This window comes from Xanthomonas sp. NCPPB 2922 (assembly GCF_041520885.1).
Classification (GTDB): Bacteria; Pseudomonadota; Gammaproteobacteria; order Xanthomonadales; family Xanthomonadaceae; genus Xanthomonas; species Xanthomonas campestris.
The window spans coordinates 1-26,575 of record NZ_JBGOFY010000026.1 but is presented as its reverse complement, the minus strand read 5'-3'; the positions used below and the strand labels follow the sequence as shown (position 1 = coordinate 26,575).

The 26,575-nt window shown below is 65.2% G+C and carries 26 protein-coding genes and 1 tRNA gene; 18 read left to right on the top strand and 9 right to left on the bottom strand.

The window, feature by feature from the left end:
• Positions 1-76: 76 nt before the first annotated feature.
• The 6 genes from ACD584_RS19650 to ACD584_RS19625 all read right to left on the bottom strand — a co-directional run bounded on the left by ACD584_RS19650 (position 77) and on the right by ACD584_RS19625 (position 6,011).
• On the bottom strand, positions 77-988 hold the full coding sequence (locus ACD584_RS19650; protein ID WP_011036959.1) for a DMT family transporter: 912 nt from the start codon (positions 986-988) through the stop codon (positions 77-79).
• Positions 982-2,034: a UDP-N-acetylmuramate dehydrogenase gene (gene murB / locus ACD584_RS19645; protein WP_076036836.1), complete on the bottom strand. Its 1,053-nt coding sequence runs from the start codon at positions 2,032-2,034 to the stop codon at positions 982-984. The genes ACD584_RS19650 and murB overlap by 7 nt, the downstream gene beginning before the upstream one ends.
• Positions 2,031-3,086, bottom strand: coding sequence for a quinone-dependent dihydroorotate dehydrogenase (locus ACD584_RS19640; protein WP_076036837.1), 1,056 nt, complete (start codon positions 3,084-3,086; stop codon positions 2,031-2,033). Before ACD584_RS19640 ends, murB begins: the two co-directional genes overlap by 4 nt.
• Positions 3,087-3,091: 5 nt before the next feature.
• Positions 3,092-3,859: a class I SAM-dependent methyltransferase gene (locus ACD584_RS19635; protein ID WP_043921735.1), complete on the bottom strand. Its 768-nt coding sequence runs from the start codon at positions 3,857-3,859 to the stop codon at positions 3,092-3,094.
• Between the two features lie 2 nt (positions 3,860-3,861).
• Positions 3,862-4,146 (bottom strand): DUF4190 domain-containing protein, encoded by a 285-nt coding sequence (locus tag ACD584_RS19630; protein WP_011036963.1) that lies wholly within the window; start codon positions 4,144-4,146, stop codon positions 3,862-3,864.
• Positions 4,147-4,478: 332 nt separating this feature from the next.
• Entirely contained in the window at positions 4,479-6,011 is a 1,533-nt protein-coding gene (locus ACD584_RS19625; protein ID WP_076036838.1) for an aldehyde dehydrogenase family protein, read from the bottom strand.
• Between the two features lie 136 nt (positions 6,012-6,147).
• Here ACD584_RS19625 and ACD584_RS19620 point away from each other — a divergent pair.
• From ACD584_RS19620 to ACD584_RS19605, 4 genes are all read left to right on the top strand, one after another.
• A tRNA-Arg gene (locus ACD584_RS19620) sits at positions 6,148-6,224 on the top strand.
• Between the two features lie 121 nt (positions 6,225-6,345).
• Entirely contained in the window at positions 6,346-7,518 is a 1,173-nt protein-coding gene (locus ACD584_RS19615) for an AAA family ATPase (protein WP_228438106.1), read from the top strand.
• Positions 7,511-8,254 (top strand): DUF4435 domain-containing protein, encoded by a 744-nt coding sequence (locus ACD584_RS19610; RefSeq protein WP_076036840.1) that lies wholly within the window; start codon positions 7,511-7,513, stop codon positions 8,252-8,254. Before ACD584_RS19615 ends, ACD584_RS19610 begins: the two co-directional genes overlap by 8 nt.
• A 437-nt stretch (positions 8,255-8,691) precedes the next feature.
• A complete protein-coding gene (locus ACD584_RS19605) occupies positions 8,692-9,180 on the top strand; it encodes a TspO/MBR family protein (protein WP_175611634.1) in 489 nt (162 codons plus the stop codon).
• Positions 9,181-9,490: 310 nt separating this feature from the next.
• On the opposite strand, the gene ACD584_RS19600 is transcribed toward ACD584_RS19605, so the two are convergent.
• Entirely contained in the window at positions 9,491-9,751 is a 261-nt protein-coding gene (locus tag ACD584_RS19600; RefSeq protein ID WP_175611429.1) for a hypothetical protein, read from the bottom strand.
• A gap of 150 nt (positions 9,752-9,901) precedes the next feature.
• On the opposite strand from ACD584_RS19600, the gene thrA reads away from it, so the two are divergent.
• Both thrA and ACD584_RS19590 read left to right on the top strand, forming a co-directional pair.
• Positions 9,902-12,409, top strand: coding sequence for a bifunctional aspartate kinase/homoserine dehydrogenase I (gene thrA / locus ACD584_RS19595; RefSeq protein ID WP_076036841.1), 2,508 nt, complete (start codon positions 9,902-9,904; stop codon positions 12,407-12,409).
• Positions 12,406-13,374, top strand: a complete 969-nt coding sequence (locus ACD584_RS19590; RefSeq protein ID WP_076036842.1) for a homoserine kinase — start codon at positions 12,406-12,408, stop codon at positions 13,372-13,374. The genes thrA and ACD584_RS19590 overlap by 4 nt, the downstream gene beginning before the upstream one ends.
• A gap of 68 nt (positions 13,375-13,442) precedes the next feature.
• Here the strand turns inward: ACD584_RS19590 and ACD584_RS19585 are convergent, their stop codons facing one another.
• Complete coding sequence (locus ACD584_RS19585; protein ID WP_029217002.1) at positions 13,443-13,757, bottom strand: EthD family reductase; 315 nt, start codon at positions 13,755-13,757, stop codon at positions 13,443-13,445.
• A gap of 164 nt (positions 13,758-13,921) precedes the next feature.
• Between ACD584_RS19585 and thrC the strand changes: the two genes are divergently transcribed.
• The gene (gene thrC / locus ACD584_RS19580) at positions 13,922-15,226 is read left to right on the top strand and encodes a threonine synthase (protein WP_076037850.1); all 1,305 of its coding nucleotides are present in this window, start codon (positions 13,922-13,924) and stop codon (positions 15,224-15,226) included.
• Between the two features lie 99 nt (positions 15,227-15,325).
• Positions 15,326-16,066, top strand: a complete 741-nt coding sequence (locus ACD584_RS19575; protein ID WP_011036974.1) for a murein L,D-transpeptidase catalytic domain family protein — start codon at positions 15,326-15,328, stop codon at positions 16,064-16,066.
• Positions 16,067-16,157: 91 nt separating this feature from the next.
• Here ACD584_RS19575 and ACD584_RS19570 read toward each other — a convergent pair whose 3' ends face one another.
• Positions 16,158-16,823, bottom strand: coding sequence for a Crp/Fnr family transcriptional regulator (locus ACD584_RS19570; RefSeq protein ID WP_175611635.1), 666 nt, complete (start codon positions 16,821-16,823; stop codon positions 16,158-16,160).
• 204 nt (positions 16,824-17,027) lie between these two features.
• Here ACD584_RS19570 and hisS point away from each other — a divergent pair, with 204 nt between their 5' ends.
• From hisS to hisIE, 10 genes are all read left to right on the top strand, one after another.
• A complete protein-coding gene (gene hisS / locus ACD584_RS19565; protein WP_076036845.1) occupies positions 17,028-18,461 on the top strand; it encodes a histidine--tRNA ligase in 1,434 nt (477 codons plus the stop codon).
• A 210-nt stretch (positions 18,462-18,671) separates the two neighbouring features.
• Positions 18,672-18,998 (top strand): YerC/YecD family TrpR-related protein, encoded by a 327-nt coding sequence (locus ACD584_RS19560; protein WP_011036977.1) that lies wholly within the window; start codon positions 18,672-18,674, stop codon positions 18,996-18,998.
• 9 nt (positions 18,999-19,007) lie between these two features.
• Positions 19,008-19,922: an ATP phosphoribosyltransferase gene (gene hisG / locus ACD584_RS19555; RefSeq protein WP_011269813.1), complete on the top strand. Its 915-nt coding sequence runs from the start codon at positions 19,008-19,010 to the stop codon at positions 19,920-19,922.
• Positions 19,919-21,214: a histidinol dehydrogenase gene (hisD, locus tag ACD584_RS19550; RefSeq protein ID WP_076036846.1), complete on the top strand. Its 1,296-nt coding sequence runs from the start codon at positions 19,919-19,921 to the stop codon at positions 21,212-21,214. Before hisG ends, hisD begins: the two co-directional genes overlap by 4 nt.
• The gene (gene hisC / locus ACD584_RS19545) at positions 21,211-22,299 is read left to right on the top strand and encodes a histidinol-phosphate transaminase (RefSeq protein ID WP_076036847.1); all 1,089 of its coding nucleotides are present in this window, start codon (positions 21,211-21,213) and stop codon (positions 22,297-22,299) included. Before hisD ends, hisC begins: the two co-directional genes overlap by 4 nt.
• A complete protein-coding gene (gene hisB / locus ACD584_RS19540) occupies positions 22,296-23,423 on the top strand; it encodes a bifunctional histidinol-phosphatase/imidazoleglycerol-phosphate dehydratase HisB (RefSeq protein ID WP_014507574.1) in 1,128 nt (375 codons plus the stop codon). Before hisC ends, hisB begins: the two co-directional genes overlap by 4 nt.
• Positions 23,420-24,022, top strand: a complete 603-nt coding sequence (gene hisH, locus ACD584_RS19535) for an imidazole glycerol phosphate synthase subunit HisH (RefSeq protein WP_076036848.1) — start codon at positions 23,420-23,422, stop codon at positions 24,020-24,022. Before hisB ends, hisH begins: the two co-directional genes overlap by 4 nt.
• Positions 24,019-24,753, top strand: a complete 735-nt coding sequence (gene hisA / locus ACD584_RS19530; protein WP_011036983.1) for a 1-(5-phosphoribosyl)-5-[(5-phosphoribosylamino)methylideneamino]imidazole-4-carboxamide isomerase — start codon at positions 24,019-24,021, stop codon at positions 24,751-24,753. Before hisH ends, hisA begins: the two co-directional genes overlap by 4 nt.
• Complete coding sequence (gene hisF, locus ACD584_RS19525) at positions 24,747-25,523, top strand: imidazole glycerol phosphate synthase subunit HisF (protein ID WP_011036984.1); 777 nt, start codon at positions 24,747-24,749, stop codon at positions 25,521-25,523. Before hisA ends, hisF begins: the two co-directional genes overlap by 7 nt.
• On the top strand, positions 25,513-26,133 hold the full coding sequence (hisIE, locus tag ACD584_RS19520) for a bifunctional phosphoribosyl-AMP cyclohydrolase/phosphoribosyl-ATP diphosphatase HisIE (protein ID WP_014507577.1): 621 nt from the start codon (positions 25,513-25,515) through the stop codon (positions 26,131-26,133). The genes hisF and hisIE overlap by 11 nt, the downstream gene beginning before the upstream one ends.
• Positions 26,134-26,575 lie beyond the last annotated feature (442 nt).

Here is a 26,575-nt window from a genome sequence, read left to right as displayed (position 1 = left end):
GCGACCGAAGTGTACGTTGGCATTGCCGAGGAGATGCATTGCCAACGATGCGCATCCAGCTGCCGCGTGGACCCGCTCACTCGCCCGGTTTGGCGCCTTCCACTGGCGCATGCGTCGCCGCGCGGCGCGCCAGCACGGTTTCGCGATGCGCGATGTACACGTTGGCAGAAATGATGATCGCCGCACCGATCACCGTGTGGCGCGCGATCGCTTCGCCGAACAGCCACCAACCCAGCAAGGCCACCAGTGGCAATTGCATGAAGCTGATCGGCTGCAACGCAGAGACTTCGCCCAGCTTGAGCGCACGCGTCCAGAACAGTTGCCCGGCGGTACCGAAGATGCCGGTGGCGATCAGCCATAGCCAGTCGATCCCGTGTGGCCAGGTCCACTGGAACAACGCGGGGATCAACGACATCGGCACCCAAAACACGTAGGTGTAGAACACCACCGTGTCCGAATCATCGCTACGCGAGAGCTGCTTGATCTGGATGGCGACCACCGCGCTGATCACCGCGGCCAGCAGTGCAATCAGCAGCCCGGGCGTGAACGTGGATGAGCCTGGCCGCAGGATCACCAGCACGCCCACAAACCCCGCCGCCACCGCCAGCCAGCGGCGCAGGCGCACCTGCTCGTGCAGCCAGATCACCGCCAGCACGGTGACAAACAACGGCGTGGAATACGACAACGAAATGGCCTGCGACAGCGGCAGATGCCCGATCGCCCAGAAGCCGCACAGCATCGAGGCCAGGCCGATCAACGTGCGCGCCAGATACTGCGGCAACTGGCGCGTGCGCGGCAGCGGTTTGCCAGGGCGCACGATCAACGGCAGCAGCGCCAACAAGCCGAATGCGTTACGAAAAAACGCAATCTCGGTCGTGGCGATGTCCTTGGACGCCAGCCGGATGGTGATGGCCATCAGGCCGAACGCAAATGTGCTGACCAGCATCCACAGCGCAGCGCGTGCCGACGCGGGCTGCGCCGTCACCAATGCGCTCCGATCACGCGCGGCTCCGGTTCCAGGATCACCGAATACCGCTCCCGCACCGATTCGGCCACCTGGCGTGCGAATGCCAGCAGCTGCGCGCCGCTGGCACTGCCGTGATTGACCAGCACCAAGGCATGCGCTTCGGAAATGCCGGCGTCGCCCTCGCGCTTGCCTTTCCAGCCGCATTGTTCGATCAGCCACGCCGCCGAGAGTTTCCCCTGGCCAGGCTGCTCGCCGGGGAACACCGGCATGTCGGCAAAGCTCGCCTGCAAGGCGGCAATCTGCTCGCTCGGCAGCAGCGGGTTCTTGAAGAAGCTGCCCGCATTACCCAACACCTCCGGGTCAGGCAGCTTGCGCTGGCGGATGTTGATCACCGCCTGCGCCACATCGGCCGCGCCCGCAAGCTCGGCGCCCATGCGCGCGAGTTCGTCGCGGATGCCGGCATAGTCCAGCCGTAGTTCGTGCAGCAGCGGCAGATTGAATTCCACCGCCACGATCAAATACCGGTCCGGCTGCTGCTTGAACACGCTGTCGCGGTAGGCAAAGGCGCACTCGGCCGGGTTCAGCCGCACGAACTGCTCGGTGCCGCGGTCGTAGGCTTCCACCACATGGATGAAGTCGCTGACCTGCGCGCCGTAGGCGCCGATGTTCTGGATCGGGCAGGCACCCACGGTGCCGGGAATCAGCGCCAGGTTTTCCAGGCCGGAAAGCCCCTGCTGCAGCGAATACATCACCAGCCCGTGCCAGTTAACCCCGGCGCCTGCGCGCACGATGGCGTGGTCGGCATGGTGGGCGATGATGGTGATGTCGCGGTTGTCGAAACACAGCACACAGCCGGGCGGGTCGCCGGCCAGCAACACATTGCTGCCGCTGCCCAGCACCAGCAGTGGTTGCCCGGCGATCTGCGGCGCAGCCAGGGCGTCGGGCAGCGCCTCGGGCGCATGGATGTTCAACAGCCAGCGTGCCGTGGCATCCACATGAAAGGTATTGAGTGCGCGGAGCGGGGCGTGTTCGATGAGTTGCCAGCGCAGCGGCGATGCCGCGCTCATAGCGGCCCCACCGCGCCGCCACTGGGCGACTCACGGCGGCGGCGGATTGCATCCACGCACTCGCCGATCAAGCGCGGCCCGCGATAGACCAGGCCGCTGTAGCACTGCACCAGGCTGGCACCGGCGGCCATCTTGGCCACCGCATCGGCGCCGGACGTGATGCCGCCCACGCCGATCAACGGAATGGACTCGGGCAGGCGTGCACGCAGGCGACGCAGCACCAGCGTGGATTGCCCCAGCAGCGGTGCGCCCGACAGGCCGCCGGCCTGCTCGGCCATCGGATGGCTGGCCACCAGGGTGCGCGTCACCGTGGTGTTGGTGGCGATCACGCCATCCACCGCCAGGTCAGCCAACACGCGCGCGGCCGCATCGATGTCGCGGTCGTTGAGGTCCGGTGCCACCTTCACCAGCATCGGCACGCGCTTGCCGTGTTGGGCGGCCAGGGCTTCCTGGGTTTCGCGCAGATCGGCGATCAGCCGGCGCAGCGCCTGTTCTTCCTGCAGCTCGCGTAAACCGGCGGTATTGGGCGAGGAAATGTTGACGGTGATGTAGTCGGCCAGCGGATACACGCGCTCCATGCAATAGCGGTAATCGCTGGTCGCTTCCTCGTTGGGCGTGTCCTTGTTCTTGCCGATGTTGATGCCGAGCAGGCCACCGCGCCGGCGCGCACGCTGCACGTTCTTCACCAGCACATCCACGCCCAGGTTGTTGAAGCCCATGCGGTTGATCACCGCCTGGTATTCGGGCAACCGGAACATGCGCGGCTTGGGATTGCCCTCCTGCGGCTTCGGCGTCACCGTGCCGATCTCGACAAACCCGAAGCCCAATGCCAGCAGCGCATCGATGTGCTCGCCGTTCTTGTCCAGCCCGGCGCCCAGGCCCACCGGGTTGGGGAACATCAGCCCGAAGGCAGGCGTGGGCAGGGGCACCGGCCGGGTGGCCACCAGCGCCGTGGTGCCGGTGCGGTAGGCGGTGTCGATGGCGCGCAGGGCCAGCGCGTGGGCGCGCTCGGCGTCGACGGCGAACAGGAAGGGGCGGGCGAGCGAATACATGCGGGTCAGTTCAATCTCCCGGCAAACACGCGGGTCTGGTAATGGAAATCGATGTGCCCATCCTGGGCATGAGCATCGAACAGGGTGCGCAGCGCGGCAAGCATCGGTGCATGCCGCGGATCGTGCGCCAAGGGCGCGTATGACGACGACAGCAAGCGGCCGCGCAAGGCCTCGAAGTCCAGCTGCTGCACGTTGGGAAACTTGGCCATCGCAACGAAACCCTCGCCGAACCACGCCTGCATGGTGGCATCGTCCTGGTAACGCTCGGCCACGGCGGTGTAGTCGGTGCCGTAGTCCAGCAACAGCTGCTCATAGCCGCGCAGGAACGCGGTGCTGTCCAGCTCGCGGCTGTTCCAGTACACCACCGCCAGGCCGCCGGGTTTCAGGATGCGGGCCCATTCGGCACGCACCGCGAGCATGTCGAACCAATGGAAAGCCTGCGCCGCAGAGACCACATCCACGCTGGCATCGGCCAGCCCGGTGGCCTCGGCAGTGCCGTCGACCGCCCGGAATTTGGCATAGCTGGCCAGCCATTGCTGCGCTGCTTCGCGCATGGCCGGATTGGGTTCCACTGCGGTCACCGGGTAGCCGGCCTCCAGGAACAACCGGCTGGAAATCCCGGTGCCGGCACCGATGTCGGCCACGTGGTTGGCGGGCGTCACGCCGAGCTGCTCATGCAGCCAGCGCAAGACCTGCGGCGGGTAGCTGGGCCGGTAGCGCACGTACGCGGCCACCCGGTCGTTGAACCGTTGCGCGGAGGATGGCGCGGCCATGCTCACGCGTTTGCCGCCGCAAACCAGGCCAGGCCGCCGAAGAACAGGACGAAGATCGCCACGCCCGCAATCCACATCGCCACCGAGATCCAGCCCAGGAGCAGGCCGCCAACGGCCAGCCCATCGCCTTCCAGGCCTTGCGGATTGCGCCGGATCTCGCCGCGCGCCAGGTGGCCGGTGATGATGGCGCAGACGCTGCCCAGGAACGGCAGCAGGGTCCAGCCGAGAATGCCTGAGACCAGGCTGACGATGGCCAGCGTGCTGGTCTGTCGGACGACATGATTCATCACAACTCCTTGGATGGCCACGGCCGGAGGGCAGGGCGCTGCACAATTATCCCAGAGCGGGCACGCAAATGGCGTGCGGTCTGCGGCGGAATGGCGGTTGTGCAGTATGGCCTGCGGCGGTGCATCGGGTCGCGGCCGATGCGTGAGGCGGTCTTTTGCGTACCGGTTGGGTAAGCGCTGGGCGTTGCATGTGCTCGCGTTGGCCCCGGCGGGGCAGCGCGCAGAAAGCAGCGCGTACGCTGCTGCGGGCAGTGGTGCCATAGGCGCAGCGAGCGCCAGGTGCCAGCACCGGACAACGCCCCGGAACCCGGGGCGCTGCGATCACAATGCGATCAAAGGTCGAACTTGATGCCCTGCGCCAGCGGCAGCGAATCGGAGTAGTTGATGGTGTTGGTCTGGCGGCGCATGTAGACCTTCCACGCATCCGAGCCGGATTCGCGACCGCCGCCGGTTTCCTTCTCGCCACCGAAGGCGCCGCCGATCTCCGCACCCGAGGTGCCGATGTTGACGTTGGCAATGCCGCAATCGCTGCCGGCCGCCGACAGGAACTTCTCGGCCGCCTTCAGGTTCTGGGTGAAGATCGACGACGACAGGCCCTGCGGCACGCCGTTCTGCAGATCGATCGCCTCATCCAGCGTGCTGTACTTCATCACGTACAGGATCGGCGCGAAGGTCTCGTGCTGCACCACCGCGTCGCTGTTCTTCAGCCCGGTCACGATCGCCGGCAACACGAAGTTGCCGGGGCGATCGATGGCGGTGCCGCCCACTTCGACCGTGCCGCCGGCGGCCTTTGCCTTGGCGATGGACTCCAGTAACTGCTCCACCGCACCGCGGCTGTTGAGCGGGCCCATCAGGTTGGCCGGGTCGGTGGGGTCGCCGATCTTGCTGTCGAGCTGCTTGTACGCCTTGACCAGCGTGGCCAGCACGTTGTCGTAGATGGATTCATGCACGATCAGCCGGCGCGTGGTGGTGCAGCGCTGGCCGGCGGTGCCGACCGCGCCGAACACGATGCCCGGCACCGCCAGCTTCAGGTCGGCGGTTTCGTCCAGGATGATGGCGTTGTTGCCGCCCAGCTCCAGCAGGCAACGGCCCAGGCGGCGTGCGACCTTCTCGGCCACCACGCGGCCAATCTGGGTCGAGCCGGTGAAGCTGATCAGCGGCACGCGGCCGTCTTCGACCAGCTTCTCCGACAAGGAGGTGCCGGCATCGTTGATCAGGAAGAAGATGTCCGGGAAGCCTGCCTCCTTGAGCGCGGCATTGCAGATCTTCATCGTTGCAATCGCGGTTAGCGGGGTCTTGTTGGACGGCTTCCAGATGCAGATATCGCCGCAAATGGCCGCCAGGAATGCATTCCACGCCCACACCGCCACCGGGAAGTTGAACGCACTGATGATGCCGACCAGGCCCAGCGGCTGGTACTGCTCGTACATGCGGTGGCCCGGGCGCTCCGAATGCATGGTGTAGCCGTACAGCATGCGGCTCTGGCCCACGGCGAAGTCGGCGATGTCGATCATCTCCTGCACCTCGCCATCGCCCTCGGGCTTGCTCTTGCCCATTTCCAGCGCCACCAGCGAACCGAGCGCGTCCTTGTGCGCACGCAGTGCCTCGCCGCACAAGCGCACGGCCTCGCCACGACGCGGCGCCGGAGTGGTGCGCCAGACCTTGAAGGCGGCCTGCGCGCGCGCCACGATCAGCTCGTAATCCTCCGGCGTGGTGGCCTGCACATCGGCGATCACCGCATTGGTGGTCGGATTGAGCGGCTGCAGCACCCCGGCACCGGTGGCCTGCGACCAGGTCCCCTCGCCAAGATAGGTGCCGGCATTGGACGGGGCGAGGTCGAGCGCCTTGAGCAGGTCAGCGGACATGGAATCTCCAAGAAAGTCGGGACGGCCGCACCCCGCACCAGGCGAGACGCAACGCGAGTAGCCGCCGATTTTAGCAGGCTACCCGCACCGCCCGCCGGCTTGGCAAGCCGGACGAACATGCGACAATGCCGCCCTTGGCCCCGTAGCTCAGCTGGATAGAGCGTCCCCCTCCTAAGGGGAAGGTCGCCCGTTCGAATCGGGCCGGGGTCACCAGGATCAATGGCTCACTTGTTGTCCAGATTTGTAATGCGCCAAATCTCTGTATTTATCCACCGGACGTCGCCACAGTTGCCATAACCTCTTGCGGCAATGTAAAGAGCAATGAAAATTGTTCATGTCGCTGAAATGCAGAAGTGATTCGTGTCCTGTTTTAATTGAACTCCCAAGCACTGGTGAAATTATGCGAATAGATTCTGTCTCTGTCAGTGGTTTGCTCGGTCAATCTGATGCTGTTAAATATCAATTTAATAGTGACTTGAATCTATTGACCGGAAGGAATGGTTCCGGGAAAACGACTATACTAAAGTTAATCTGGCTAATAATTAGCGGAAACGTATTGATTGCTCTGAAAGAAGTGCCCTTCAGGTCATGCACCATTGTAACAAGTGAATACAGTTGTACGGTCATCCGTACTGGAAGAGTCAACTGCAAGATCGAGATGGAGATCGGTGGTTTAACCTATAGCTTCGAAGACGATTCGGAAGAGCTTGGTGAATTTGGGGAGGCTGCGGAAGATAAGGCAGCGTCGCACCTTACTGTGGGAAGTTCTCTTTTTTTTCCAACATTCCGCCGCATTGAGGGAGGCTTTTCGATGACGCCCGCGCAGCGGAATCGCTCTGGAAATTTTTTCAGAACTGAGGCAGATATTGATGAACCCCTTGCTGCACTCTCTCGTAAGCTCACCGAAAAGGATCACATCTTTGTCTCTGCAATTTCCACCCAAGACATTGTGAGCCTACTCTTGAAGAAGTATGCAATCTTCTCGGAGGAGATAAATGGCTTTCAAGGTAACGTATCTCGTAGTGTCATTAATAAGATAAGGCAGTACGAGAATACTCAGGGGGGAGGGCAGAATGCGGATCAGTTACTTTCGGAAACAAGAGCTGAGATTGAGAAGATTGAAGAATTTAGATCTGAAACCATGCAGCCATTAGATGCAATACGTAGTTTGGTTGAGCGCCTTTTTAGACATTCAGGGATCTCGTTTGGCAAGCGTTTAAGTTTTGGTGATGCCGCTGAGGCAGTAAACAGTGAAGCTCTCTCTGCCGGCGAGAAACAAATGCTGAGCTTCATCTGTTATAACGCATTCTATAAGGATGCCGTTGTTTTTATTGATGAGCCGGAATTGAGTCTACACGTCGATTGGCAGCGACAGCTATATTCAATTCTGGAGTCACAAAATTCCGGAAACCAGTTTATATTCGCTACACACTCTCCGTTCATTTACGCAAAATATCCTGACAAGGAAGTTTTGGTGGGTAGCGATCGGGGGGACTTACATGTCTGACAGTGTGCGGCCTACAGTTGAGGAGATATATCATTTATTAAAAAGAACAAGTATCCCGACTGTTTTGGTTGAGGGTAAGTGTGACGTTATTTTGTATAGGCGAATAGAGGAGGATTTGAAGCAGTATGGAGTTGATATTCTCCCTGCGGGAAATAAGGGGGCAGTTCTCGCTCTAAGGGAAAGAATATTGAGCGATCCTGTTTCGTGCCAAGTGATTTTTATTGTTGATCAAGATTTATGGGTGCACAGTTCCCCGAGTCACGGATATGAAGAATTAATAACCACGGAAGGGTATTCCATAGAGAACGACCTATTCAGAGATGGTGACTTGGAAAATCTGTTGAGCGCTGATGAGGAAAAGATATTTCGTGCGGAACTTGCTTCTTTTGTGGAATGGTATGCGCTCTCTGTGAATCGGTCGCTGGCAGGTGCTGAGAGTGGTTTTAGAAGTCATCCAAATAAAATTTTGGACAACAGTGCTGAAACTGCGGTGAGCATGCAATTGCATGTTGGTGAGCACTATCCGCACCTATTTAAGGAAGAAATAATCGCTGATTATCGACGCGTTCTACGTGGGAAGTCACTGTTTGCCCTGCTAGTCAGGCGTCTAAGTGGAAGAAAGCGGAACACCAAGTTTGGGGTGAATCAGCTTATGGAAATTGGGGCATCGAGGCGAGGGGAGAATTATCATCGGATCTGTTCCGCTGTAAGGTCGAAGTTAGAAGGTGGTGGCTGACATAGTGACTATGGCCGGTAACGGGGTCAGGTTCACTTATCAAGTGTGCCGGCGTCGGTCTGCCACTAGCGAGAGCAGCTTCAGTAGCAGCAGCCAGATATTGCAGGGCTCGACCATTACCGGCGGTGGCAATGTCAGCCGAAAAACCGCCGGGGGCGACCTGCGAATCGCGCAGGGCAGCATCAAGGCCTGCGACATGCTGAGCCTGCATTCGGCACTTGATCGGGGCCCTGGAAGTTGGCAACTCCAGCAGCACGGAGCAAGGCAAGGGCAGTAACGCCGGGTTCGAGGTCGGCGTCGGTGCTTCGGTCGGTGCACAGACCGGTGTGTATACCTAAATGCGTACCGGCACAGGCAGCCAAATGTGGCAAATTCTTGCAGTTGCATGATGTGCCTTATGACACGCTGCTGGTTCGCCTTCTGCTTGAGAGATATCTATGACGAAAAAAACGCAATGGTTCGGACTAGCGGGCTGGCTGGTGCTGTGTTACTCGGTAGCAGCCTTGAGTGCTGCGGCATCCATCCAGGCGGCCAGCTTCTACGCCGGGTTGCAGCGGCCGGGCTGGGCACCGCCGGGGTGGTTGTTCGGGCCGGTGTGGACTGTGTTGTACGGGATGATGGCGGTGTCGGTGTGGTTGATCTGGCGGCGTGGCGGGTGGGGTGGGGCACGCGGTGCGCTGACCGTGTTCGTGTTGCAGCTGGGGCTCAATGGGTTGTGGAGCTGGCTGTTCTTTGCGTGGCACATGGGGGCATGGGCGTTCGCCGATATCGTGGCGCTGTGGTTGGCGCTGGTGGCGACCATCGTGACGTTCGCTCGGTACAGCCGTGGTGCTGCGTGGTTGTTGGTTCCCTATGTGCTGTGGGTCAGCTTTGCGGCGGCGCTGAACTATGCGGTATGGCAGCTCAATCCTCAGCTGCTTGGGTGAGCGGGCTAAGGTCCACGCGGCATGCTTGGGTCGCCCGGCTGCGCTGACTCTGTGGTGGGCGCTGCGCGCGTAGCGAGCGCAGAACCCTGATGTGGTCATCCCAATTCTGGGAAAGACTTCGAAACGCTCAGCTGGCGTGTCGTCGTCATAACGCCCAGAGTCATTGCTTGCCGCTGGCCCTCATCGGCCTGCATCAGATCATCGGAACCGCCGAAGTCCTAACTCTGCTGTAAAGCGCAACTCATTCGATAGAAGCGAGCTCTGTGGAACGCGTGACCAAGCCGCCAGGAGCGACGCCCGAAGCCAGGTCTCACACCTTCCAAGTTGCGCAGCGATCAACTCTGCGGCCATCAGAAAAGTTTCTATAGCAATCAATCGCTTGTGGTGGCTTTGCATAAATCTTTGTCCTGCAAGGCTTTCTGCATGCACGTGGCGTGGCGCGCAGCGCTTGCAACCCGGCCTGCTTGACAGGCTTCACTCCGGTGATGTCTTTTGACTGCATGCGTAACGCCTTCGCCATTGCTTGCCCCGTGATGCCGCCGATGCGGCGGGGTGCGGGCGTGGCCGGCATTACCACCACCATTACCACCGCCACCATTCGCCCGGTGCGGTCCGTCGTCTTCGCGTAATTTCCGAAAACAACGGCCCCGCACCCGGATCAGGATGCGGGGGTCTCCCTCTCTCACCTGAAGCGGACGGGGCCTCCTAACGAGGTCTGTCGATGTCATCGCCTGTCGTTTCGTTTGAACCCGCCGCTGTTGCAGCGCCTTCAGCCCGCACCGTGGTGCATAAATTCGGTGGCACCTCGGTTGCCGATGCCGAGCGTTACCGGCATGTGGCGCAGCTGTTGCTGGCACGCGATGAGACCGTGCAGGTGACGGTGGTGTCGGCGATGAAAGGCGTGACCGATGCGTTGATCGAGCTGGCCGAACTGGCCGCGCAGAATCGTCCCGAATGGCGCGAGCGATGGCACGAAACGCGTGCGCGCCATCGCGGTGCGGCGGTGGCGTTGCTGGGCGAGCATTCCGGGCCAACCGTGGAGTGGTTGGACGAGCGCTTCGAGCATCTGTCGCAGATCCTGGCGGCGCTTGCAGTCATCGGCGAGCTGCCGCGCGAAGTGCTTGATCGCGTGCAGGGGCTGGGTGAGGTGTATTCCGCGCAGCTGCTCGGCGACCACTTCCGTGCATTGGGCGAAGACTGCGCAGTGCTGGATGCACGCGATGTGCTGGTGGTCAATCGTGGCGAGCTGGGCGTGGATGTGGACTGGGCGGTGAGCGCGCAGCGGCTGGACACCTGGCGGCAGGCGCATCCGCAGACGCGGGTGGTGGTCACCGGGTTTGTCGCACGCGATCGCGGCGACCGCATCACCACGCTGGGGCGTAACGGCAGCGATTATTCGGGCGCAATCTTCGCGGCCTTGTTCGATGCTCACGAGCTGCACATCTGGACCGATGTGGATGGGGTGCTCTCGGCCGATCCGCGCGTGGTGCCCGAGGCGGTGCAGCTGGAAACCCTGAGCTACGACGAAGCCTGCGAGCTGGCCTATTTCGGCGCGAAGGTGGTGCATCCGCAGACCATGTCGCCGGCGATCGAGCGCGGTTTGCCGATCATCATCCGCAATACGTTCCAGCCCGAACATCCGGGCACGCGCATCACTGCCAGCAGTGCGGTGAGCGGGCCAATCAAGGGGCTGACGCTCAGCCCGGATCTGGCGGTGCTCAACCTGGAAGGCACCGGCCTGATCGGTGTGCCGGGAACGGCGGAGCGTGTGTTCGCGGCGCTGCGCACGGCGCAGGTGTCGGTGGTGATGATCTCGCAGGGCTCGTCCGAGCATTCGATCTGCTGCGTGGTCAAGCAGCATGAATCCGAGCGTGCGCGCAATGCGCTGCTGCAGGCATTTGCGCACGAGCTCACGGTTGGCCAGGTGCAGCGCGTGCAGTTGACCACCGGCATCAGCGTGCTGGCGGCGGTGGGCGATGGCATGGCCGGGCAACCTGGTGTGGCGGCGCGGCTGTTCGAGTCGCTGGGCCGCGCGCAGGTCAATATCCTGGCGATTGCGCAGGGCTCTTCGGAGCGCAACATCTCGGTGGCGATCGATGCGGCGCATGCCACCAAGGCCTTGCGCGCGGCACATGCCGGTTTCTGGTTGTCGCCACAGACGTTCTCGGTGGGTGTCATCGGGCCGGGCAACGTGGGTGCGGCGTTGCTGGATCAGCTGCGTACCGCGCAGCCGCAGCTGCTCGGCAAGGCCAACCTGGATTTGCGCCTGCGTGGCGTGGTGTCGCGCGGGCGCATGTTGCTGGAAGAGCGCAGCGTGACCGGCGATTGGCGCGATGCGTTTGCAGCGGCGTCTACGCCCACCGATCTGGAGCGCTTCACCGCGCATCTGCTCTCCGCGCACCTGCCGCATACGGTGATCATCGATTGCAGCGGCAGTGCGGAAGTGGCCGACCGCTATGCGGGCTGGCTGGCATCCGGCATCCATGTGGTGACGCCGAACAAACAGGCCGGCTCCGGCCCGTTGGCGCGCTATGAAGCGATCCGTGCCGCCGCCGATGCCAGCGGTGCGCGCTTCCGCTATGAGGCCACGGTCGGCGCCGGCCTGCCGGTGATCACCACGCTGCGCGACCTGGTCGATACCGGCGATGCGGTGACCTCGATCGAAGGCATTTTCTCCGGCACGCTGGCCTGGCTGTTCAATAAATACGACGGCAGCGTGCCGTTCTCCGAGCTGGTGACGCAGGCGCGCGGCCTGGGCTACACCGAGCCAGACCCGCGCGATGACCTGTCCGGCGTGGATGTGGCGCGCAAGTTGGTGATCCTGGCGCGCGAGGCGGGGCGGGCGATCAGCCTGGACGATGTCAGCGTGGAAAGCCTGGTGCCCGAGGCGTTGCGCCAGGCCAGCGTGGATGACTTCATGGCACAGCTGCAGACGGTGGACGCCGGCTTTGCGCAGCGGCTGGCCGACGCGCATGCGCGCGGCAACGTGCTGCGCTATGTCGCGCAACTGCCGCCAGACCGCGCGCCCAGCGTGGGCCTGGTGGAATTGCCCGCGTACCATGCCTTCGCCAATCTTCGCCTGACCGATAACGTGGTGCAGTTCACCACGCGCCGCTACTGCGAGAACCCATTGGTGGTGCAAGGCCCGGGCGCGGGGCCGGAAGTGACCGCGGCCGGCGTGTTTGCCGATCTGCTGCGCGTGGCGGCGGGCGAGGGGGCGCGCCTGTGAATCAGATGGTGGACATGGGCCATGCCGTGCCCGCCGCACGTGGGCTGCGCGAGGCGCGCGCATTTGCGCCGGCGTCGGTGGCCAACGTGGCGGTGGGCTTCGACCTGTTGGGCTACCCGCTGGATGGCGTGGGCGACACCGTGACCGTGCGCCGCATCGACGCGCCGGTGGTGCGGATTGCCGCCATTCGCGGCACCACCGTGGCGCTGCCGCTGGAGGCCGAGCGCAACACCGCCGGCGCGGCATTGATGTCGCTGCGTGCGGCATTGGCGCTGCCGTTCGGCTTTGAACTGGAGATCGACAAGGGCATCGCCTTGAGTTCGGGCATGGGCGGCTCCGCTGCCTCGTGCGTGGCTGCGCTGGTGGCGGCGAATGCCTTGCTGGACACTCCTATCAGCACCGGCCAGCTCTATCAGCACGCGCTCGATGGCGAAGCGGTGGCCAGCGGCAGCCGGCATGGCGACAACCTGGGGCCCTTGTTCCTGGGCGGGCTGGTGCTGTGCACCTTGGAGCGGCTGGTGCCGATCGCAGTGCCGGAGGCGTGGCACAGCCTTGTTGTACATCCCGAGGCAGTGCTGGAAACCCGCCGTGCGCGCGAGGCGCTGGCCGGCGACTACCGCCTGAGCGAGTTCGTGGCGCAGAGCACCAACCTGGCGCTGGTGCTGGCCGGCTGCCATGCCGGCGATGCGGACCTGGTCCGCGCCGGCCTGCGCGATGTGCTGATCGAGCCGCGGCGCGCCCCCCTGATTGCCGGCTTCGCGCAGGCCAAACAGGCTGCGCTTGCGCATGCCGCGCTGGGCGCCAGTATTTCTGGTGCCGGCCCCAGCGTGTTTGCCTGGTTCGAAACCCGCGCTGCTGCCGCTGCTGCTGCGCCGGCGGTGCAAGCCGCATTTGCCGGCGTGGGCCTGGACAGCCAGGCCTGGGTGACGCCGATCAACAGCCCCGCGGCACGGCTGCTTGCATGAGCCAGCGCACGCGTTGTTCGATCAGGCAGCAGCGGTGCGCGCAGCAGGCACGCACCGCGATGGCATGTTCATCCCACGACCACGTCGCTGATCTGCATGACTGGCGCGAGATCGGTGTAGTTGGCGATATCGGCAAGGATCTCGGCCGCGTGCGGCCCAAAGCTGCCGTTGAAGGCCTCGACCGAGTCGCAAAAGATGTGGCACATCCCGATGTACGGCGGCGTGCTGCCCGGCTCACCGCCGCTGATGCCCTTGTCCACCGTGTAGCTGAGGCAGGCCGCGCCCATGCGCGCGCTCACCAGCGGCATGTGGGTGTCGCTGTAGTAGGTGTGGTCGAAGCGGGCGCCATCACGGTACGGGTACATCACACTGACCTTGATCATTTGCGGGCTCCACGGGAAGGTGCGCGCAGCATAGCGCCGCTCCGGCAACCCCGTGCGACCGCCTGGCGGCACGCCGCCACGCCCAATGCCGCCGCTCACCCGCAGCATCCCCTTTTCTGGTTGATGGGCGCTGGCCCGTTTCCGCTCTGCCTGGAGTCCGCATGATGTTCATCTCTACCCGTGGCGCCGCACCTGCCGTGAGCCTGAGCCAGGCGATCGCCGCCGGCCTGGCCCCGGACGGCGGCCTGTACGTGCCGCAGACCCTGCCGCCGGCGCGCACCCTGCAGGCCGGCGCAACGCTGGCCGACACGGCCACCACACTGCTGCAGCCGTTCTTCGAAGGTGACGCGCTGGCAGGCGAGCTGGCGGCCATCTGCGCCGAAGCGTTTGATTTCCCGGCGCCGCTGGTGCCGCTGGCCACGCCGGGCGACTACGCGCTGGAGCTGTTCCATGGCCCCACCGCGGCCTTCAAGGATTTTGGTGCGCGGTTTCTGGCCGCTTGCCTGACGCGGCTGCGGCGCGCCGAAGACCGCCCGCTGACCATTCTGGTGGCCACCTCCGGCGATACCGGCGCGGCCGTGGCGGCGGCGTTCCATCGGCAGCCCGGTTTGAGAGTGGTGGTGCTGTATCCGGATGGCCGCGTATCGCCACGGCAGGCGCATCAGCTGGGCTGCTTCGGCGACAACATCCAGGCATTGCGTGTGGCCGGCACCTTCGACGACTGCCAGGCCATGGTCAAGCAGGCCTTGAACGATGGCGAGCTGCAGACGCAGCTGCCGCTGAGTTCGGCCAATAGCATCAGCCTGGGGCGGCTGCTGCCGCAGATGAGCTACTACGCGCACGCAGCGCTGCAGCACCACGCTGGCTCCGGGGCCGCATTGAACCTGGTGGTGCCCACCGGCAACCTGGGCAACGGCCTGGCCGCGATCCTGGCGCGCGCGCTCGGCGTGCCGCTGGGCCAGATCGTGCTGGCGTCCAACGCCAACCATGTGTTGCCCGACTACTTCGCCGGCGACGACTACGCACCGCAACCCAGCGTGGCCACCGTGGCCAACGCGATGGACGTGGGTGCACCCAGCAATTTCGAACGCCTGCGTTGGCTGTATGACGGCGACGATGCGGCGCTGCGCGAGGCGTTCCGTGCGCTCTCGGTGGATGACACGGCGATCCGCCATACCGTGCAGCAACGCTTCGCACGCTACGGCGAGGTGCATTGCCCGCATACCGCCACCGCCGTGCACGTACTGGAGCAATTGCGCGCGGAAGGGGCCGAGGGCGGCACCGGCGACTGGGCGGTGGCGGCCACGGCGCACCCGGCAAAGTTCGAGGCGGTGGTGGAGCCGCTGATCGGCCGCGCGGTGGAGATTCCGCCGGCGCTGGCGGCGCTGTTGCAGCGTCCGGCGCATGCCGAACCGCTGGCACCGGACTACCTGGCATTCCGGCAGCGTCTGCTCGTGGATGCGCCCTGACCGAACACGTTCAGCCAGCCGGGGTTGGAAACCGGGCCGGATGCGGCTATCTCTAGGGGGTGCGGGCCCACGTGGCACCGCGTCCCTGTGGGTTGTTGCATGTCTTATCGATTGATCGCCGTTGCCGCCGCGCTGTGCGGATGGGCAACAGCCGGCACGGCGGGTGCCGCCGACGCCATCGCTGCCTCGCCTGTGTCGCCCCTGGGCACACCGCAGGCAGGCCTGGTCGATGCACTGGCCCGCCAGGCACCGGCGCTGGACCGGCAGGTCCTGGCCCTGGCCACCGAAGCCCTGCAATGCGCGCGTCAACGCCAGCAGGTGGGCACCGAGCGGGTGCTCAGCGTCATCGACTACAGCCGCCCCTCCACCGAGCGGCGGCTGTGGGTGTTCGATCTGGCCCGCCAGCGGCTGTTGTTCGAAGAGTGGGTGGCGCATGGGCGCAATACCGGCAACAACCTGGCTGCGAAATTCTCCAACGACGACGGCAGTTTCCAGTCCAGCCTTGGCGCTTTTACCGCGCAGGAGGCCTACACCGGCCACAACGGCTACTCGCTGCGCCTGAAGGGGTTGGAGCCTGGCTTCAACGACCATGCACGCGACCGCGCGATCGTGATCCACGGTGCGCCGTATGTCAGCGAAGCGGTGATCCGCAGCCAGGGCCGGCTGGGCCGCAGCCTGGGGTGCCCGGCGGTACGGCCGGCGGTGGCCAAACAGTTGATCGATACCTTGCGCGAAGGCGCCTTCGTGTTCGCCTATTACCCGGACCGTGCCTGGTTGCGCCAATCGCGCCTGTTGAGTGGCGGTTGCGGCGCTGCCGTTGCCAGCGTGGGTGGGCGGTAGGAGCGCTGCGGCTGTCGTTGCCGGAGATGTTGCAGCCAGCGATTGCGATGCTTGCCCGCTCCGTTTCGCCGCCAGCGCCTGGCGGCCGGGCTCAGACCTCGTCGCCGGCCAGCTTGCGTAGCGCCGGATAGTCCAGGATCTGCACCAGATGCAGCTGGGGCAGGGCGATCAGGTGCTGCTGCTTGATCTTGGTGAAGGTGCGGCTCACCGTTTCCATGGTCAGGCCGAGATGGTCGGCGATGTCGCTGCGGCTCATCGGCAGCGCCACGGTGTCGCCGGATGCGCCCGGGCGGGTGGAGCGTGCGGCCAGGCGCAGCAGGAAATGCGCCAGCCGTTCGCTGGGTTGCAGGCGCGCCAGCAGCAGGCCGGTGTCCTGCGCGGCGGCCAGCTCCATGCCGGCACGCTGCAACAACTTGCGTTCCAGGCTTGGGTAGCGCTCGCGTAGCTGACGCATCTGCGCCATCGGCGTGCGGCAGACCCGGCTGTCGATGATGGCTTCGATATCGTGGCGATGGTGGCTGGTTTCGGTGAGCCCGACATAGTCGCCGGGCAGCACGAAGCCGGTGATCTGGCGTCGCCCATCGGCCAGGGTGCGCACCATGCGCAGCGCCCCGGAAGTCACGGTATAGACGTGGTGGCGCGTCTCGCCGGCCCGCACCAGCGTGCTGCCGGTGGCATAGGCCTGCGCGCTGGTGGCCTGGTCCAGCGCGGCCATCTCTTGTTCCGAGAGCGCCGCGCAGATCGCCCGGCCGCGCACCGCACACAACGCGCATTCGGAGTCACGGACGGTGGCGCCAGTGGCCTCGGCCGGGGCCGGGCAGGTCACGCTGGGGTCTGGAAGCTGCCGGTACATGGGCCACGCACTGCTGGGACGCGGCGAATGATACGCCATGCGGTCAGCACGGCCGCCCAGCCGGTAGAATTGCGCGTTCGCCCCACTCGATACGCAGGAGTTTCGCTCGTGATCAAGCCCCGTACGCCGCCCGGCATCATGGAATTGCTGCCGCGCGAGCAGATCGCGTTCCAGCGCATGCTGGACGTCATCCGCCGCAACTACGAGCGGTTCGGGTTCCTGCCGGTGGAAACCCCGGTGTTCGAGCTCTCCGATGTGCTGCTAACCAAATCCGGCGGCGAAACCGAGCGCCAGGTGTATTTCGTGCAGTCCACCGGCGCGCTGGCCAATGCCGCCGCGGCGGCCGACGAGGGTGCCGAGAGTGGCGGCCTGCCGGAGCTGGCGCTGCGCTTCGACCTGACCGTGCCACTGGCCCGCTATGTGGCCGAGCACGAGCACGAGTTGAGCTTTCCGTTCCGCCGTTACCAGATGCAGCGCGTGTACCGCGGCGAACGCGCCCAGCGTGGCCGCTTCCGCGAGTTCTACCAGTGCGACATCGATGTGATCGGCAAGGATGCGCTGAGCATCCGCTACGACGCCGAAGTGCTGGCGGTGATCCACGCGGTGTTCGCCGAGCTGGGCATTGGCGATTTCAAGGTGCAGTTGAACAACCGCAAGCTGCTGCGCGGCTTTTTCGAAAGCCTGGGCGTGGCTGAGGGCGAGCTGCAGCTGGCGGTGCTGCGCGAGGTCGACAAGATCGACAAGCGCGGCGCCGAGTACGTACGCGACACCTTGACCGGCGAAGGCTTCGGCATTGCGGCCGCGCAGGTGGACAAGATCCTGGCCTTCGTGGCGGTGCGCTCCAACGGGCATGCCGATGCGCTGGCGCAGTTGCAGGCGCTGGAGGCCTCGGTGGGCGCGAGCGCAACGCTGGGCGAGGGCATCGCCGAGTTGCGTGAGGTGCTGGAACTGGTCAAGGCCTTGGGCGTGCCGGAGACGGCGTATTGCCTGAACTTCTCGATCGCACGTGGGTTGGACTACTACACCGGCACCGTCTACGAGACCACGCTGACCGACCACCCGCAGATCGGTTCGATCTGCTCGGGCGGCCGCTACGAGAGCCTGGCCAGCCACTACACCAAGTCCAAGCTACCGGGCGTGGGCATTTCGATCGGCCTGACCCGCCTGTTCTGGCAGCTGCGCGAGGCCGGCCTGATCCAGGGCATCGCCGAAAGCAGCGTGCACGCGATGGTGGCGCTGATGGACGAGTCGCGCCTGGGCGATGCGCTGGATATCGCGCGCCGGCTGCGCATCGGCGGCATCAATACCGAAGTGCAGATGGAGCCGAAGAAGGTCGGCAAGCAGTTCCAGTACGCCGCGCGTGCGGGCATCCGCTTTGTGGTGCTGGCCGGCGACGACGAGCTGGCGCGTGGCGTGGTGGCGGTGAAGGACCTGGTGCGCGAGCAGCAGTTCGATGTGGCCCGTGACGAGCTGGCCAGCACGTTGCAGGTGGAGCTGGAGCAGGCCAAGGCGATGCTGGTGTCGGGGATCGCGGCGAACTGATCGCGCCCATTGCACGGGCGTTGCGGGCAGCTGGCCGGAGCGATCTGGCCGGCTGCTTTCGTTTTGGGGCAAGGATGCGTGGCGGTGACGCTGTGGTAGCGACACCAGGGCGCGTCCGTGCAAGACGCTTGCATGAACGCCGCAGGCTCGCCCGCTTGTCCTCAGTACCTCGTTTGCGCTAATGTACTAACACGCTATTACATTAACGCGATGAAACAACGACCTGCTCCCCGCGAAAGTACCGATGTCGCCGCCTCGCTGAAGATGCTGTCCGAGGCACTGGCCTGCCTGGAGGCGCCCGGCGCCGTCGAGGCCTTCCTGCGTGACCTGTGCACGCCGGCCGAACTCGAAGCCATGTCCGACCGCTGGCGGGTGGTGCCGTTGCTGGTCAAGGGCGTGCCGTATCGCGAGATTCATGACCTGACCCAGGTCAGCGTCACCACCATCGGGCGTGTCGCGCGCACCCTGGAACACGGCGCCGGCGGCTATGCCGCGGCCCTGCGCGAGCAATCGTCGCGCCCTGTCGAATCCCACTGAGAGAACAAGATGAGTGCTTCCACGGCAGCACCGGCACGTGACCGGTTGCGCATTGCCATCCAGAAAAACGGCCGCCTGGCCGAGCCGGCGCGCAGCCTGCTGGCCGCCTGCGGGCTGAGCTGGCGGCAGAGCCGCGACAAATTGTTCTGCTACGGCGAATCGTTGCCGGTGGACCTGCTGCTGGTGCGCGACGACGACATCCCGGGCCTGATCGCCGATGGCGTCTGCGACCTGGGCATCGTGGGCCAGAACGAGCTGGACGAGCAGGCATCGGCGCGGCGTCGCGCTGGCCTGCCGGCCGCGTATCACGCCGTGCGCGGCGTCGGTTTCGGCCAGTGCCGGCTGATGCTGGCGGTGCCGGAAGAGTGGGACTGGCAGGGCGTGGCGCAGCTGGCGGGCAAGCGCATCGCCACCAGCTACCCGGCGATCCTGGCCGATTGGCTGGAGCGCCAGGGCATCGACGCATCGGTAGTCGAGCTCTCCGGCTCGGTGGAAATCGCGCCGCGCCTTGGCACGGCCGATCTGATCTGCGACCTGGTCTCCAGCGGCGCGACGCTGGCCGCCAACCAGCTCAAGCCGGTCGAGCTGGTGATGGAAAGCGAGGCGGTGCTGGCCGGTGCCGTGCGCGAGCCCGCCGATGCGCGCGCGGCGCTGCTGGCGATGCTGCTGCGGCGCATGGATGGCGTGCTCAAGCTGCGCGACAGCAAACTGCTGATGTTCCGCGCCGAGCAGGGCAACGTGGATGCGCTGCGCCGCTTGCTGCCCGATGCCGACCCGCTGGTGCAGTTGCCCGACGACGGCAATGGCGCGTTGCGCCTGCAGACCATGTGCCACGGCGCGGTGACCTGGCAACGCCTGGAAGAACTGGAACGCGCAGGTGCGCAAGGCTTGATGGTATTGACGGTGGAGCGCTCGCTCGCATGAACACGCTTGATTGGACCCAACTCAGTGCAGACGCACGCACCCAGGCGTTGACGCGCCCGGTGCAGACCGTCGCCACGCAGACACGCGAGGCGGTCGCCACCCTGATCGCCGATGTGCGTGCACGCGGCGATGTGGCGCTGCGCGAGATCACCGCACGCTTCGACGGCGTCACGCTGGAGAGCTTTGCGGTCAGCGAGGCCGAATTTGCCGCGGCAGACGCCGCCATCGCGCCGGAACTGCGCCAGGCGATGCAGGACGCCGTGGCGCGCATCGACACCTTTCACCGCGCCGGCATGAGCGAAGGCTACGCGGTGGAAACCGCACCTGGCGTGGTCTGCGAAAAGATCGTGCGCCCGATCGGCCGCGTGGGCTTGTACGTGCCGGCCGGCAGCGCGCCATTGCCGTCCACCGCCTTGATGCTGGGCGTGCCGGCGCGGCTGGCAGGTTGCCGCGAAGTGGTGCTGTGCACGCCGCCGCGCAAGGATGGCAGTGTCGACCCGGCGGTGCTGGTGGCCGCGCAACTCACCGGCGTGCGCCGTGTGTTCAAGCTCGGTGGCGCGCAGGCGATTGCAGCGATGGCCTACGGCACCGACTCCATTCCCAGCTGCGACAAATTGTTCGGCCCGGGCAATAGCTTCGTTACCGAAGCCAAGCAGCAGGTGGCGCAATCCGGCGCGGCCGCGATCGACATGCCGGCCGGCCCGTCCGAGGTGCTGGTGATTGCCGATGCCGGCGCGCAACCGGCGTTTGTCGCGGCCGATCTGTTGTCGCAGGCCGAACACGGCCCGGATTCGCAGGTGCTGCTGTTGTCCGACAGCGATGCATTGATTGCCGCAGTGCAGGAGCAACTGGACCTGCAACTGGCGCAACTCTCGCGCGCCGACATCGCGCGCCAGGCGTTGGCGCAGTCGCGGTTGATCAAGGTGGCGACGCTGCCGGAGGCGTTCGAGATCAGCAACCGCTATGCACCGGAGCACCTGATCCTGGCATTGCGCGAGCCGCGTGCGTGGTTGGCGCAGGTGGAGGCCGCCGGCTCGGTATTTCTCGGCGACTACACGCCCGAAGCACTGGGCGATTACTGCAGCGGCACCAATCACGTGTTGCCGACCAGCGGTGCGGCGCGTGCCTATAGCGGCGTGAGCGTGGCCAGCTTCCAGAACATGGTGAGCGTGCAGGCGGCGAGCAAGGCCGGTATCGATGGAATCGGCGCATGCGCAGTGATTCTGGCGCGTGCCGAGGGCCTGGATGCGCACGCCAACGCGGTGGCGCTGCGCATGGGAGTGGCCGCATGAGCACGGCATCGGTAATGGATCTGGTGCGTGACGATCTACGCGCATTTGCAGGTTATGCGTCGGCGCGCACGAGTGCGTTGCAGGGCGATGTGTGGCTCAACGCCAACGAGTCGGCCTGGGGAAATCCGGCCGATCCCGACGCCAGCACGCGTCGCTATCCTGATCCGCAGCCCAAGGGCCTGCGTGCGGCGCTGGCGCAGCTGTACGGTTGTGCGCCCGAGCAATTGCTGATCGGCCGCGGTAGCGACGAGGCCATCGATCTGCTGGTGCGTGGCCTGTGCGTGCCCGAGCGCGATGCGGTGGTGGTCACACCGCCGGTGTTCGGCATGTATGCGGTGTGCGCGCGCCTGCAGAACGCGCCGTTGGTGGAGGTGCCGCTGGTCGATGGGGCGGATGGTTTCCATGCCGATGTGCCGGCGATCGTGCAGGCCGCGCTGGATGCCAAGGCCAAGCTGGTGTTCCTGTGCTCGCCGTCCAACCCAGCCGGCTCGGCGATCCCGCTGGCCGAAATCGAAGCTGCCTTGCAGGCGCTGCAGGGCAAGGCGGTGGTGGTGGTGGATGAAGCCTATGGCGAGTTCTCCGATGTGCCCTCGGCCATTGGCCTGCTTGCGCGCTACGACAATCTGGCGGTGTTGCGCACCTTGTCCAAGGCGCACGCGCTGGCGGCTGCGCGCATCGGCAGCCTGATCGCCAATGCCGAGCTGATCGCGTTGTTGCGCCGTTGCCAGGCGCCGTATCCGGTACCCACGCCATGCGCGGTGATGGCCGAGCAGGCCTTGTCTGCACCTGCGCTGGCAGTGACGCAGCGGCGGGTGACCGAGATCCGTGCCGAGCGCGCACGCCTGCATGCCGCGCTGGTGCAGGTGGCCGGCGTGCGCCAGGTCTACCCCTCGCAGGGAAACTTCCTGCTGGTGCGTTTCGACGACGCCGAAGCAGCGTTCCAGGCGCTGCTCGAAGCGGGTGTGGTGGTGCGTGATCAACGCGCGGTGCCGCGCCTGTCTGATGCGCTGCGCATCACCATCGGCACGCCCGAACAGAATGATCGTGTGCTGGGCGCATTGCAGCGCAAGCAGGAGGCCGCATGACCCCGATTCTTTTCGTCGACCGTGATGGCACGCTGATCACCGAGCCAGCCGATTTCCAGATCGACGCCTACGAAAAACTGCGCTTTGTCGACGGCGTGATTCCGGCCATGCTCAAGCTGCGCGATGCCGGCTACCAGTTCGTCATCGTCAGCAACCAGGACGGTCTGGGCAGCGAGAGCTATCCGCAGGCGTCCTTCGACGGCCCCAACAACCTGATGCTGCAGATCTTCGCCAGCCAGGGCATCGTGTTCCGCGAAGTGCTGATCGACTGCAGCTGGCCGGCCGACAACGCGCCGACGCGCAAGCCGGGCGTTGGCCTGATGGTGCCGTACCTGCAGGACCGCACGATCGACTGGAGCCGTTCGGCGATGGTGGGCGACCGCATCACCGACATCCAGTTCGCGCAGAACCTCAACATCCGCGGGTTCCAGCTGCGTACCGAGCAGTTCGGCGGCGATTGGGACTGGGCCGGCATCGCGCACGAACTGGCCGATGCGCCGCGCCGCGCGGTGGTGCAGCGCAATACCAAGGAAACCCGCATCCGCGTGGAGCTCGACCTGGATCGCGTGGCCGAACCGCACACCGCCACCGGGCTGCCGTTCTTCGATCACATGCTCGAGCAGATCGGCAAGCACGGCGGATTTGCGCTGGATATCCGCGCCGAAGGCGACCTGCACATCGATGAGCACCACACCATCGAAGACACCGGCTTGGCGCTGGGGCAGGCCTTGCGCGAAGCCTTGGGCGACAAGCGCGGTATTGGCCGCTATGGCTTTGATCCGGTCGACAGCCCATGGCGCGTGGCCGGTGATACCGCACAGCACGGCTTCACCTTGCCGATGGACGAAACCATCGCCAGTGCTGCGCTGGATTTCAGCGGCCGGCCGTACTTCGTGTTCGACGGCGACTTCAAGCGTGAGCGCGTTGGCGACATGCCCACCGAGCTGGTGCCGCACTTCTTCCGTTCGGTGTGCGATGCATCCGGATTGAATCTGCATCTGCACGTGCGCGGCGAGAACGATCACCACAAGGTGGAAGGCTGCTTCAAGGCATTGGCGCGTGCACTGCGCCAGGCGATCCGTCGCGAGGGCACCGCGTTGCCATCCACCAAGGGGGCGCTATGACCGACCTCGCGCTCATCGACGCCGGCGGTGCCAATCTGGGCTCGGTGCGCTATGCGCTCGAGCGCCTGGGCGTGGAAGCGCGCGTGGTGCGTGATGCGCAGGGCCTGCAGGGCGCCGAGCGCGTCATCCTGCCGGGCGTGGGCGCAGCGCCGGAGGCCATGGCGCGCCTGCGTGCGCAGGGCCTGATTGAACCGCTGCAGCAATTGCAGGTGCCGCTGATCGGTATTTGCCTGGGCATGCAGCTGTTGTTCGAGCATTCCGAAGAAGGCGACGTGGATTGTCTGGGAATGCTGCCGGGCATCGTGCGGCACATGACGCCGGCGCTTGGCATCCGCGTACCGCACATGGGCTGGAACCAGCTGGTGCCGATGCGTGACTCCGCGCTGCTTGCTGGATTGCCGGAGCGTGCCAGCGCCTATTTCGTGCATGGCTATGCCGCGCCAGTCACCGCCGACACCGTGGCCGCCTGCGACCACGGCGGGCTGTTCACCGCGGTGGTGCAGAGCGGCTTGCGGTGCGGCGCGCAATTCCACCCCGAGCGTTCCGCCGACACCGGCGCGTGCATCCTGCGCAATTTTCTTGAGATGAGCTTCCCATGAGTTTCACCGTTTACCCCGCGCTGGACATCCGCGACGGCCGCGTGGTGCGGCTGCTGCAAGGCGATTACGCCCGCGAAACCCGCTACGGCGACGATGTGCTGCCGCGTGCGCAGGCGTTTGCCGACGCCGGTGCGCAGTGGATGCATCTGGTGGATCTGGATGCGGCCAAGGCCGGCGGCTACACCTTGGCCGCGCTGCTCGGTCAGATCAGCCGTCAGACCGGCCTGCAGGTGCAGACCGGTGGCGGTGTGCGCTCGCGCGAGGATGTGGCGCGCATTCTCGATGCCGGCGCGGCGCGTGTAGTGGTGGGCTCGCTGGCCGTGCGCGACAGCGCCACGGTGATCGGCTGGCTGCAGGAATTCGGCACCGATCGGCTGACCATCGCGCTGGACACACGCCAGGACGCAGCGGGCGTATGGCAACTGCCGGTGCATGGCTGGACCGAAACCGCCGAGGCCACGCTGGATCAACTGGCCACGCAGTACGCGCAGGCCGGTCTGCAGCATCTGTTGTGCACCGACATCGCGCGTGACGGCATGCTGTCCGGCCCCAACATGGGCTTGTATGCGCATCTGCGCGCACTGGCGCCGCAGTTGCAGGTGCAGGTCTCCGGTGGCGCGCGCAATCTGGCCGACGTGGCCGCGGCCAAGGCGGCCGGGTGTGCCGGCATCGTGCTCGGCAAGGCGCTGCTGGAAGGTCATCTGGATCTGAAGGACGCACTGGCATGCTGAGCCGTCGCATCATTCCCTGCCTGGACGTGCGCGATGGCCGCGTGGTCAAGGGCGTCAAGTTCCGCGACCACATCGACATGGGCGACATCGTCGAGTTGGCGATGCGCTACCGCGACCAGGGCGCGGACGAGTTGGTGTTCTACGACATTGGCGCCAGCCCGGAAGGGCGTTCGGTGGACTATGCGTGGGTCGAGCGCGTTGCGCGCCTGATCGACATCCCGTTCTGCGTGGCCGGCGGCATCCGCGATGTAGAAACCGCGCGTGCGGTGTTGCATGCCGGCGCCGACAAGATCTCCATCAACTCGCCGGCATTGGGGCGGCCGCAGCTGATCTCCGAGCTGGCCGACGCCTTTGGCGTGCAATGCGTGGTGGTCGGCATCGACTCGATCCGCGAAGAGGACGGGCAGTGGCGCGTCCGCCGCTACACCGGCGACCCAAGCAAGACCCAGGCGCTGCCGATGCGCACGCTGGACTGGGTGGCCGAGGCGCAGCGACTGGGTGCGGGCGAGATCGTGCTCAATTGCATGGATAACGACGGGGTCCGGCATGGCTACGATATTGCGCAGCTGCGCCAGGTGCGCGCGTTGTGCCGGGTACCGCTGATTGCCTCCGGCGGCGCTGGCGAGATGCAGCACTTCGCCGACGTGTTCGACCAGGCCGACGCCGATGGTGCGCTGGCGGCCAGTGTCTTCCATAGCGGCGCGATTCCGATTCCGGAACTCAAGCGCTTCCTGCGTGCGCAACAGATCGAGGTACGTGATGGGCAGTGAAACTACGGCCGCGGGCGATGCGCTCGATGCGCTGGACTGGAACAAGGGCGACGGCTTGCTGCCTGTGATCGTGCAGGACGCCGACAACCTGCGCGTGCTGATGCTGGGCTACATGAACGCCGAGGCGCTTGCGGTGACGCGTGCGCGTGGCGAGGTCACTTTTTTCAGCCGCAGCAAGCAGCGCCTCTGGACCAAAGGCGAGAGCTCGGGAAATGTGCTGCGCGTGGTCGCGATCGAAACCGATTGCGATGCGGACACCTTGCTGGTGCAGGCACGTCCGCACGGCCCGACCTGCCACCTGGGCCGGACCAGTTGCTTCCCCACCGCGCCCGGCCAGTTCCTCGGCAGCCTGGACGCCTTGATCGCCGAGCGCGAGCACGAGCGCCCGCATGGCAGCTACACCACCAAGCTGTTTGAGCAAGGCATCCGCCGCATTGCGCAGAAGGTGGGCGAGGAGGGCGTGGAAACCGCGCTGGCCGGCGTAGTGCAGGGCGACGCCGAGTTGCTGGGCGAATCCGCCGACCTGCTGTACCACCTGATCGTGCTGCTCCGCGCACGCGGGCTGGGCCTGGGCGATGCAGTGGCGCTGCTGGAATCGCGGCACACGTAATCGCTCACCAGCGCACCTCGTAGGAGCGCGCTTGCGCGCGATGGGTTTTATCGATAATGCCTCGTCGCGCGCAAGCGCGCTCCTACGTAGAGCTGGGCTGCCACAGATCTGATCGCACTCAGGCTCCTCGTCGCTGCGCACTGCATCTCATTGACGCGCACGGCTGGGCCTGTTCGATGCAATGGCGCCGCTGGAATCGCGGCACAACGTTAGTTGCGCGGCGGACGGTGCACCTCGTAGGAGCGCGCTTGCGCGCGATGGGCGTTACCGATAACGCCTCATCGCGCGCGAGCGCGCTCCTACGTAGAGCTGGGCTGCCGCAGATCTGATTGCACTCAGCTCCTCGTCGCTGTGCACTGCATCTCATTGACGCGCGCGGCTGGGCCTGGTCAATGCAATGGCGCTGTTGGAAATCCCGGCACAAGATGATTCGCGTGGTAGC